Source organism: Bradyrhizobium sp. S3.2.6 (genome assembly GCF_040546885.1).
In the GTDB taxonomy this organism is placed as follows: Bacteria; Pseudomonadota; Alphaproteobacteria; order Rhizobiales; family Xanthobacteraceae; genus Bradyrhizobium; species Bradyrhizobium cytisi.
Genome location: NZ_JBEPOS010000041.1, coordinates 21,702 through 29,257 on the forward strand (window position 1 = coordinate 21,702; position 7,556 = coordinate 29,257).

Below are 7,556 nucleotides of genomic sequence, written 5' to 3' on the forward strand. Positions count from 1 at the left end.
GGCGACGAAACATGTCGATCAGCAGCATCAACTACTCCTCGTCGGTCCTCGGCGCGCAGATCCGCAACATTAATCAGCAGCTCACGGATCTGTCGACGCAGCTCTCGACCGGCAAGCTGTCGCAGAACTATTCGGGGATGGGCACCAACGAGGGCTTCGCGATCGCCTCGCGCGCGCAGTTGTCCAACATCGACGCCTATACCGACACGATCACCAACGTCAACGTCAACATCAACCTCACCAATACGGCGTTGCAGGCGCTGACGACGATCCGCAGCACGGCGCAGACGGGCGCTGCGAATACGTCGCAGGATCTCAACGTCAACGGCCAGACGGTTGCGCAGAACACCGCGGCCGCCCAGTTCGGCTCGATGATCGGCGTCCTCAACACGCAGTCCGGCAACCGCTATCTGTTCTCCGGAACCGCGGTCAACACGCCGTCGGTCACCGACGCCGGCGACATCGTCAACGGCACCACGACGCAGGCGGGCTTCAAGACCGTGATGGCGGAGCGCCAGGCCGCAGATCTCGGTGCCAACGGAATGGGCCGGCTGGTGCAGACGCAGCCGACGCCGAGCTCGGTGAAGGTGTCGGAGGACGTCGCGGGATCGCCGTTCGGCTTGAAGATCGCCGCGGTCTCGTCGACGCTGACGGGCGCGACGGTCACCGGCCCAAGCGGCTCGCCGGTGTCGTTCTCCGTTGATCTCAACGGCGTTAACCCGAACAACGGCGACAAGCTCAGCGTTCAGTTCACGCTGCCGGACGGCTCGACCGAGCAGATCGACCTGACTGCGTCCAGCGCGACGCCGACGCCGGCGGGAAGCTTCGCGATCGATCCGACCATCCCCAACAACACCGCCGCGAACCTCAATACGGCGCTGAACACCGCGATCACGAAGCTCGCCAACACCTCGCTGGTGGCGGCATCCGCCGTGACCGCCGGCGACAACTTCTTCAATACCGCGAGCTCTGCGATCGGCACTGCCAAGAACAACCAGGCGGCCCCGCCCGCACCGATCAGCGGGGCGACCGCGCTGTCCGGCACGGCTCCCTCGAACTCGATCTCGCCGGGTTTTGCTGTCGGCGACACCATCACGGTCAACGGCACCACGCTGAGCTTCGTCGCGTCAGGCGCGGCCGGCAACCAGCTCAACGTCACCGACAGCATCCAGACCCTGATGAGCAAGATCGACCAGATCACGGGGACCTCGAAGCCGTCGACCGTCCATGGCGGTTCGATCACGATCAACACCGATGATGCGGCGAGCCTGAGCATATCGGGCTCGACCCCGGGCGCTGTGGCCGCGCTGGGTGCGCTCGGCTTCAGCACGTTGCCGATCACCGCCACGCAACCGCCGCTGCGCGTCGGCTCTTCGCCGGCGAGCTCGGCGACGACGCTGGTGAACGGCTCGGCCACGACAGTGAAATGGTACACCGGCAATGACGGGCCCGGCTCGCCGCGCTCGACCGCGGTGGCACGGGTCGACGATTCCATCACGATTCAATATGGCGCACAGGCCGATGAGGACGCGATCCGGCGGCAGTTGCAGGCGGTCGCTGTGTTCGGCACGTTCTCGACCTCGCCGGCCGGGACCTATTCCAGTGGACAGGTCTCGGCGCTGAGCCAGAGGGTGGCTCAGGCGCTTGCGCCGCAGCCTGGACAGCAGCGAATCGAGGACATCCAGACCGATATCGCGATGGCCCAGAACACCATGAAGGACGCCACCGCGCGGCAGACCCAGGCCAAGGCGCAGCTCCAGACCATGATCGACCAGGCCGAGTCGGCCCCGCCGGACCAGGTGGCGAGCGAAATCCTGTCACTTCAGAACGCGCTCCAGGCGTCCTACCAGACCACTTCAAAGCTCGCGCAGCTGTCGCTCGTCAAGTTCCTGTAGGAGCACGCGTTAAGGCTCCATTAACCATGCCTGTTTACGTCTTGGTGAGGGTTTGAGCGGGGGCGGAGCCATTGATGTGGGATCGGATGCAACTCGTGGCGGTCACGCCGTGCTTCGGCGGGCACGTCCTGCCGCGGGTGTTCCATGGCGACATCGCCTCGCAATTCGCGCCGGCCCCTGCGGCTGCGGCCGACGCGGTGTGAGCCTGTCGGGATGAGCATCGGCGCATCCCGCCTGCCAGACATCGAGCGAGCGTCCGAGGGCGGCTCGCGCTATCGCCTGCGCGATCTCTTCACGCCGCCGGATACGCTGCTCGCCTCCGGCGGAGACCAGCGGCTGGCGCTCGATCCCGGAGATCGCGTCAACGCTTATGGCTGCGGACCGTCGCCCGAACCCGGGATCTGGAATTTCGCCTCGTCGACCGCATCGCCGATCTCGCAGGCGGCCTATGACCGCGCCGCGCTGGCGCGCGAGGAGCTGGTCCACAAATCGCTGTTCGACGAGGTCGAGATCGCCTTCGACCGGCGCTGCGAGGATATGCGCGACGAATTGCGCGGTCACTTCCAGCTCCCGCCGCACGTCGATGTCGTGTTCTCGCCGTCGGGTACCGATTCCCAGCTCCATGCCTTGTTCCTGGCGCACGCGGTGCTCGGCGGACCGCCGGTGTCCATCGTGATCGGGGCCGACCAGACCGGCAGCGGCACGGCGCATACCGCACGCGGGCACCATTTCAGCGCGATGACGGCGAGCGGCGTTGCGGTGCGCAAGGACGCTGCGATCGCGGGCCTCGCCGGCGACAGCATCGCGGTGTCGCTGCGCGACGCCAATTCGGGCCTCGCGATGCGCACCGACGCGGACGCCGAGGTGATGCGTGCAATCGAGGACAGCCTCGCGCAAGGCCGGCGCGTTTTGTTGCACATCATGGATTCGTCAAAGCTCGGCTGGCGCGCGCCGAGTGCCGCCTGCCTCGATGAGATCGCGCGGCGCTGGCCGCGCAAGGTTCAGGTCGTCGTCGATGCCTGCCAGGCGCGGCTCGGCCGCCGGCGGCTGCGCTCCTATCTCGATCGCGGTTACATGGTGCTGATAACAGGCTCGAAGTTCTTTGGCGGGCCTGCCTTCAGCGGTGCGCTGCTGGTGCCGAAGGGCCTGTCGCGCGCGCTCGACCGGATTGAAGGAATCGCGCCGGGCTTCTTCGACTATGTCGGCCGTTGCGACTGGCCGATGACATGGACGGCGCTGCGCTCGCGCTTTGAACGGCGTCCGAATTTCGGCCAATGGTTGCGCTGGGAAGCGGCGCTGGTCGAGATCGGCAACTACTACGCTGTGCCCGGGGCGTTCCGCGCCAAGGCGCTGGCCGAGCTTGCGGCCGGCATCGACAGCATGATCGCGTTGTCGCCGTCGCTGCGCGCCGTACCCGCAGCCTTCGACAAGGCGGATGCGGACGATGAGGAGTTCGCGCAGCGTACGATCTTTCCATTCACGCTGCTACGTAACGGCAAGCCCGTGTCCATCGCCGACACCAGCGTCGTTCATCGCGCGCTGGCGCGCGACATGAACGACAACATCGTCGGGAGCGCGGCGAACCGGCAGGTTGCCGCGCAGCGCTGTCTCGTCGGCCAGCCGGTGCGCCTGGAGCAACCGGACGGCGTGCCGCAGGCTGCGCTGCGCCTGTGCATCGGCGCGCGGCTCGTCACCGACGCCTGGTCGGCCGACAGCGCGCAAGCGCAACGCAATGTGCAGCAGATCCTCGATCGCATCGCCGACGTCCTGGTGAAGACCGAGCTGCTGCTTGACAATACCGCCGCTGTGCCGGCGTAGCCCTCATAGGTGTGAGATGTTGCATCCGCTTGCCGCGCCGAACTTTGCCGACCGTATCGGCTTTGCGCATTTGACGCGCCAGGCCTTCGAGGGCGTCGATCTGCATCCGTTGCGCGAGCGGCTGCTGGCCCGGATCGCGGAGGGCACGGCGCAGGCGGGCGAGGGCCTCGATCTGTCGCTGATTGCCCAGCTGATGGGCGAGAAGGAAGCCGGGCTCGTGATCCAGTCCGAGGTGCTCTCCTTCCACCAACTGTTTCGTACGCCCGCCCCAGTGCCGAAGCCGGGCTTGCGCGTGCTTGCGCTGGCGGCCGACATCGACATGGGCGGCAACACGCCGATCGAATTTTTGCTCGAAGGCTCCGACATCGAGCTCCTGACGCTCTATGTGACCAAGACAACAGGCTTGCCCGAAACGCTGCCCGATCACGACGTTGCCATCGTGGTCGCATCCGATTCCGAGGAATGCCGCGAAGCGCTGGCGCTGATCGAAAAGGCCGCGCCGCGCTGGCCGCGTCCGTTGCTCAATCGCCCCGAGCTGATCGGCAATCTCGATCGCGACAAGCTCTATCGGTTGCTGGCTGATATCCCCGGTCTCGATATTCCCGTGACCGCCAACGCGACGCGTGCGCAATTGACGGCTCTCTCGGAAGGACGGATCGCCTGCGCGGAGATCTCGGGCGAATTGCACTTTCCGTTGATTGCACGGCCGCGCGGCACGCATGCCGGTGTCGGGCTTGCGAAGATCGACGATGCTTCCGCGCTCGCGGCCTATCTTGCCGAACGGGAGGAGCAGGATTTCTTCGTCGCGCGTTTCGTCAACTACGCGGGTCCCGACGGGCTCTTTCGCAAGATCCGGCTCACCATGGTCGACGGCAAGCCTTATGCCTGCCACATGGCGATCGCCGATCGCTGGGACATCTGGTATCTCAACGCCTACATGGCGTTCAGCGAAGAGAAGCGCGCCGAAGAAGCCATCTTCATGCAAGACTTCGATCGCGCCTTCGCGTCACGTCACAGGAATGCGCTCGACGAAATGAGCCGGCGCGTCGGCCTCGATTACTTCATCGTCGACTGCGCCGAGAACCAGAACGGCGAGCTTCTGGTGTTCGAGGCCGACAACACCGCCGTCGTGCACAACATGGATTCGCCGGTGGTGTTTCCGTACAAGCCGCCGCAGATGCGCAAGATATTTGCCGCGTTCACGGCGATGCTGTCGCGGCATGCAAAGACGAGCGTGGGGAGCGCAGCATGAACGAGATCATCCGCAACACCCACGCATCCGTCACGAACGGATCGCTCGATCCGCAGGACTGGAGCGAGTTTCGTGCACTCACCCATCGCATGCTGGACGAGGCGATCGACGGCATCGCCAATGTCCGCGCGCGTCCGGTCTGGCAGCCGATCCCCGACGAGGTTCGCGCGGCAATCCGGACTGACGTGCCGCGCGAAGCGACTTCTCTCGCGGACGTGTATCGCGAATTCTCCGAGCACGTCGCGCCTTACGCGACCGGCAATGTTCATCCCGGCTTTATGGGCTGGGTGCACGGTGGCGGCACCGCCGTCGGCATGGTCGCGGAGATGCTCGCGGCCGGCCTCAATGCCAATCTCGGCGGCCGCGATCACATGCCGATCGAGGTCGAGCGCCAGATCGTCGAGTGGATGCGCGGCCTGTTCGGCTTTCCGCAAGGCGCGAGCGGCATTTTCGTCACCGGGACGTCGATGGCCAATCTAATGGCGGTGCTGGTTGCGCGCACGAGCGCGCTCGGCGCGCCGGCGCGGCAACACGGCATCGGCAATGGCGGCGCGCTGCTCACGGCCTACGCGTCGAAGGCCGCGCATGGCTGCATCTCCCGCGCGATGGACATCGCCGGGTTCGGCACCGATGCGCTGCGGAAGATCGATATCGATGCCGATCATCGCATCGATGTCGCCGCGCTGCGCGCGCAGATTGCGATCGATCGCGAGGTTGGCTTCAAGCCGTTCCTGGTCACGGCATCGGCCGGCACCGTCGACATCGGCGCGATCGACGATCTCAGGGCGCTCGCGGATTTGTGCCGCGAAGAAGGTCTCTGGTTTCACGTCGATGGCGCGTTCGGTGCGCTCGCGATCCTCTCGCCCGAGCTTGCGCCGTTGCTCGATGGCATCGACCTCGCGGATTCGATCGCGCTCGACTTCCACAAATGGGGGCAGGTGCCCTATGACGCCGGCTTCCTGCTGGTGCGTGACGGCGAACGGCACCGGCAGGCCTTTGCACAGCCGGCGGCCTATCTGAGCCGCGAGGCGAGGGGGCTTGCGGCCGGCGCTGTCTGGCCGTGCGATCTCGGTCCGGACCTCTCGCGCGGTTTCCGCGCGCTGAAGACGTGGTTCACGCTGAAGACATTTGGCACGGACCGGCTGGGCGCGGTGATCGCGCGCAGCTGCGCACTCGCAAGATATCTCGAGACGCGCGTGCTGGCCGAGCCCCGGCTCGAACTGCTCGCGCCGGTCAATCTCAACATCGTCTGCTTCCGCTATCGCGCCGACGACGCGATCAATCGGGAGATCGTCGCCGATGTCCAGGTATCAGGCATTGCCGCACCGTCAGGCACAACGCTGGACGGCAAGTTCGCGATCCGGGCGGCGATCGTCAATCATCGCACCGCGGAGTCGGATATCGACGCGCTGGTGTCGGCCGTGATCAGGTTCGGCGCGCGGCGGACCGGCGGATTGATCGAGGTCGACGCGCCGCCGCTCGCGGCGCAGTAAAAGCGACTCGCTGAAACGACAACGGCCCCGGAGATGATCCGGGGCCGTTGTCGTTTGCGCGGGTCGTCTAGCTTAGGTCTTAAGACCTCGGATCAGGCGGCCGTGCTGACGTCGCTTTCGGGATGCGCTGCATTGTACTGGTCGCGCAGCTTCTCTTCATAGGCGATCAGCTTGCGGGCATCCTTCAGCGCCCGGTACAGATCGCCGCTCATGATATGGTTGTTGATGCCCTCGATGATCGGCCAGGCGCTCGGTACGGCGGTGACGATGTCGCGCACCAGGTTGAAATAGGTGCCGTGCTGTGACTGCGGATCCGGCGAGATGTACATCAGCTGGACCGCGAGATAGACGAGCTTGGCCGGCGTATCGGCGGTCTCGGGCGTGAGGATATCGCGCTCGCGCAGGATCGGCACATTCTCGCCGTTGATGAGAAGACGGGCGCGCTGATCGGTGTTGGTGATCACGCAGTTGCCAATGATGATGCGTTCGTGCGGTCTGAGCTCGACCTTGAGAGCCATGCTTGTTCTCCATCGATCTTTTGCAACTAGCGACCGCGGCGCCACCGCTGAGATTGTAATCTGGCATGCGAGCCATTGCTTCTGCAACATGTTCGTTGCTCGTTAACCATGTGATCAGCGTGTGATCGGGCGGCCGCCGTGGATCGCATCATGTTTTGTGGAGAATCTTTATCCTTCCTAAAGCATGCGCTCCGAAGGGCGTCGGGATCAGGAATTCCTGCGGGACCGATTCAGTTTTCGTTGATCACTTGCTTCGTACGGTCCGGTCCTCGGCCAAGAAGGCCGATTGTTGCGTAACGCCAGAAAGGTTGTTTCCATGTCCCTCTCCACCGTCACCCTCTCCGCGGCAGTCCGCCAGAACCTGCTCTCGCTGCAGGGCACCGCTGACCTGCTCGCGACGACGCAGAGCCGTCTCGCCACCGGCAAGAAGGTCAACAGCGCGCTCGACAATCCGACCAACTTCTTCACCGCCGCCGGTCTCGACTCCCGCGCCAGCGACATCAGCAATTTGCTCGACAGCATCGGCAACGGCGTGCAGGTCCTGCAGGCCGCCAACACCGGCATCACCTCGCTGTCGAAG

General features: G+C 65.1%; 7 protein-coding genes. 6 read left to right on the top strand and 1 reads right to left on the bottom strand.

All coding sequences use genetic code 11. From position 1 onward, the window contains the following. Positions 1 to 11: 11 nt before the first annotated feature. The 5 genes from ABID58_RS36285 to ABID58_RS36305 all read left to right on the top strand — a co-directional run bounded on the left by ABID58_RS36285 (position 12) and on the right by ABID58_RS36305 (position 6,458). On the top strand, positions 12 to 1,895 hold the full coding sequence (locus ABID58_RS36285; RefSeq protein ID WP_354037644.1) for a flagellar protein: 1,884 nt from the start codon (positions 12 to 14) through the stop codon (positions 1,893 to 1,895). A gap of 74 nt (positions 1,896 to 1,969) precedes the next feature. Further along, a complete protein-coding gene (locus tag ABID58_RS36290) occupies positions 1,970 to 2,098 on the top strand; it encodes a hypothetical protein (protein ID WP_354037645.1) in 129 nt (42 codons plus the stop codon). A gap of 10 nt (positions 2,099 to 2,108) precedes the next feature. Continuing rightward, positions 2,109 to 3,713 (top strand): hypothetical protein, encoded by a 1,605-nt coding sequence (locus ABID58_RS36295; protein ID WP_354037646.1) that lies wholly within the window; start codon positions 2,109 to 2,111, stop codon positions 3,711 to 3,713. A 16-nt stretch (positions 3,714 to 3,729) separates the two neighbouring features. Next, a complete protein-coding gene (locus ABID58_RS36300; RefSeq protein WP_354037647.1) occupies positions 3,730 to 4,965 on the top strand; it encodes an ATP-grasp domain-containing protein in 1,236 nt (411 codons plus the stop codon). Next, on the top strand, positions 4,962 to 6,458 hold the full coding sequence (locus ABID58_RS36305) for a pyridoxal phosphate-dependent decarboxylase family protein (RefSeq protein WP_354037648.1): 1,497 nt from the start codon (positions 4,962 to 4,964) through the stop codon (positions 6,456 to 6,458). Before ABID58_RS36300 ends, ABID58_RS36305 begins: the two co-directional genes overlap by 4 nt. 92 nt (positions 6,459 to 6,550) lie before the next feature. On the opposite strand, the gene flbT is transcribed toward ABID58_RS36305, so the two are convergent. Then, entirely contained in the window at positions 6,551 to 6,976 is a 426-nt protein-coding gene (gene flbT / locus ABID58_RS36310; RefSeq protein WP_148751341.1) for a flagellar biosynthesis repressor FlbT, read from the bottom strand. 316 nt (positions 6,977 to 7,292) lie between these two features. Here flbT and ABID58_RS36315 point away from each other — a divergent pair. Continuing rightward, positions 7,293 to 7,556, top strand: a 264-nt coding sequence (locus tag ABID58_RS36315; protein ID WP_502916461.1) for a flagellin N-terminal helical domain-containing protein, incomplete at its 3' end; no start/stop codon positions are given.